Annotated in this window: 2 tRNA genes and 2 rRNA genes; all 4 read left to right on the top strand. The window is 53.0% G+C overall.

Annotated features, from left to right (window positions below):
- Nucleotides 1–300 precede the first annotated feature (300 nt).
- A 16S ribosomal RNA gene (locus JK635_RS29030) occupies nucleotides 301–1,831 on the top strand.
- A 123-nt stretch (nucleotides 1,832–1,954) separates the two neighbouring features.
- Nucleotides 1,955–2,031: transfer RNA gene (locus JK635_RS29025), tRNA-Ile, on the top strand.
- A gap of 44 nt (nucleotides 2,032–2,075) precedes the next feature.
- Nucleotides 2,076–2,179 (top strand) — tRNA-Ala (locus JK635_RS29020).
- A gap of 291 nt (nucleotides 2,180–2,470) precedes the next feature.
- Nucleotides 2,471–2,612, top strand: a 23S ribosomal RNA gene (locus JK635_RS29015); the annotation flags it as partial.

Here is a 2,612-nt window from a genome sequence, read left to right as displayed (position 1 = left end):
CGGCAAGCTCCAAACACCGCATAATCGCTTTCTCTGCTGCTGACGAACACAACGCTTCGCAGCAGCCGGCAAGTCCCACGGGACGGCTGGCAGCAGACCGAATTGCCAGGTTCTTTAACAACCAACAACCGATAAGTGTGGGCACTTGATGAAGTGCGCCGGCGGCAACGCCGGATGCTCAAATTATTAAGCAAGTGCTCACAACAAAGAAGTAGAACGATTCGCAAGAATCGGTCTGTCAGTATTTTGAGTGAGCGACGGTTCTTCGGAACCTGCCAGCAATGGCACAAAACAGAGATTGAACTGAAGAGTTTGATCCTGGCTCAGATTGAACGCTGGCGGCATGCCTTACACATGCAAGTCGAACGGCAGCACGGACTTCGGTCTGGTGGCGAGTGGCGAACGGGTGAGTAATATATCGGAACGTGCCCTGGAGTGGGGGATAACTAGTCGAAAGACTAGCTAATACCGCATACGATCTACGGATGAAAGTGGGGGATCGCAAGACCTCATGCTCGTGGAGCGGCCGATATCTGATTAGCTAGTTGGTGGGGTAAAAGCCTACCAAGGCATCGATCAGTAGCTGGTCTGAGAGGACGACCAGCCACACTGGGACTGAGACACGGCCCAGACTCCTACGGGAGGCAGCAGTGGGGAATTTTGGACAATGGGGGCAACCCTGATCCAGCAATGCCGCGTGAGTGAAGAAGGCCTTCGGGTTGTAAAGCTCTTTTGTCAGGGAAGAAACGGTCCGGGCTAATATCCTGGGCTAATGACGGTACCTGAAGAATAAGCACCGGCTAACTACGTGCCAGCAGCCGCGGTAATACGTAGGGTGCAAGCGTTAATCGGAATTACTGGGCGTAAAGCGTGCGCAGGCGGTTGTGCAAGACAGATGTGAAATCCCCGGGCTTAACCTGGGAATTGCATTTGTGACTGCACGGCTAGAGTGTGTCAGAGGGGGGTAGAATTCCACGTGTAGCAGTGAAATGCGTAGAGATGTGGAGGAATACCGATGGCGAAGGCAGCCCCCTGGGATAACACTGACGCTCATGCACGAAAGCGTGGGGAGCAAACAGGATTAGATACCCTGGTAGTCCACGCCCTAAACGATGTCAACTAGTTGTCGGGTCTTAATTGACTTGGTAACGCAGCTAACGCGTGAAGTTGACCGCCTGGGGAGTACGGTCGCAAGATTAAAACTCAAAGGAATTGACGGGGACCCGCACAAGCGGTGGATGATGTGGATTAATTCGATGCAACGCGAAAAACCTTACCTACCCTTGACATGGCAGGAATCCCTGAGAGATCAGGGAGTGCTCGAAAGAGAACCTGCACACAGGTGCTGCATGGCTGTCGTCAGCTCGTGTCGTGAGATGTTGGGTTAAGTCCCGCAACGAGCGCAACCCTTGTCATTAGTTGCTACGAAAGGGCACTCTAATGAGACTGCCGGTGACAAACCGGAGGAAGGTGGGGATGACGTCAAGTCCTCATGGCCCTTATGGGTAGGGCTTCACACGTCATACAATGGTACATACAGAGGGCCGCCAACCCGCGAGGGGGAGCTAATCCCAGAAAGTGTATCGTAGTCCGGATTGGAGTCTGCAACTCGACTCCATGAAGTTGGAATCGCTAGTAATCGCGGATCAGCATGTCGCGGTGAATACGTTCCCGGGTCTTGTACACACCGCCCGTCACACCATGGGAGCGGGTTTTACCAGAAGTAGGTAGCTTAACCGCAAGGAGGGCGCTTACCACGGTAGGATTCGTGACTGGGGTGAAGTCGTAACAAGGTAGCCGTATCGGAAGGTGCGGCTGGATCACCTCCTTTCTAGAGATATGCACGCAGTTGGGTGTCCACACTTATCGGTTGTTCGGCAAAACGAAGAACAGTCAAAACACAGTCAAGGTCATGAAGTGATCGGTACATGCAGCCATCAGGGCAGTATGTGCGGGGTCTGTAGCTCAGCTGGTTAGAGCACCGTGTTGATAACGCGGGGGTCGTTGGTTCGAGCCCAACCAGACCCACCAGTTAATACAGCGCTGAAGTAGAAGCGAGAAGTTGGCAAGTCCCCGGGGGTTTAGCTCAGCTGGGAGAGCACCTGCTTTGCAAGCAGGGGGTCGTCGNACCTGCTTTGCAAGCAGGGGGTCGTCGGTTCGATCCCGTCAACCTCCACCATTATCCTGATTCACACTGTGGCAAGGTACAAACGTAAGTCAGTGCAGGCAACAAGCCAGCGCATGCGACTTAGGTTTGATCATTGCGATCAATGAGGCTGTATTCGTTCTTTAACAAAGTGGAAGAAGTAGTAAGGATCAATGTAATTCGCAATGCGAAGACAGTGAGCAGTGATGTTCATTGTAAGCAGCATTGCTGGGTTGTGATTGTATCGAAACAAACATGCATCAAATGAAACACAGCGCTTGCCTGTGACGTCTTTGGAGGTGACTCCAGAGGTCAACGTTATAGGGACAAGTGACTAAGTGCACATGGTGGATGCCTTGGCGATTACAGGCGATGAAGGACGCAGTAGCTTGCGATAAGCTGCGGGGAGCTGGCAAACGAGCTTTGATCCGCAGATGTCCGAATGGGGAAACCCGGCCCGCAAGGG

The organism is Neobacillus paridis (assembly GCF_016765675.1).
In the GTDB taxonomy this organism is placed as follows: domain Bacteria; phylum Bacillota; class Bacilli; order Bacillales; family Cytobacillaceae; genus Neobacillus; species Neobacillus paridis.
The sequence above is the reverse complement of the archived record's forward strand: the minus strand, read 5'-3'. Positions and strand labels throughout refer to the sequence as shown.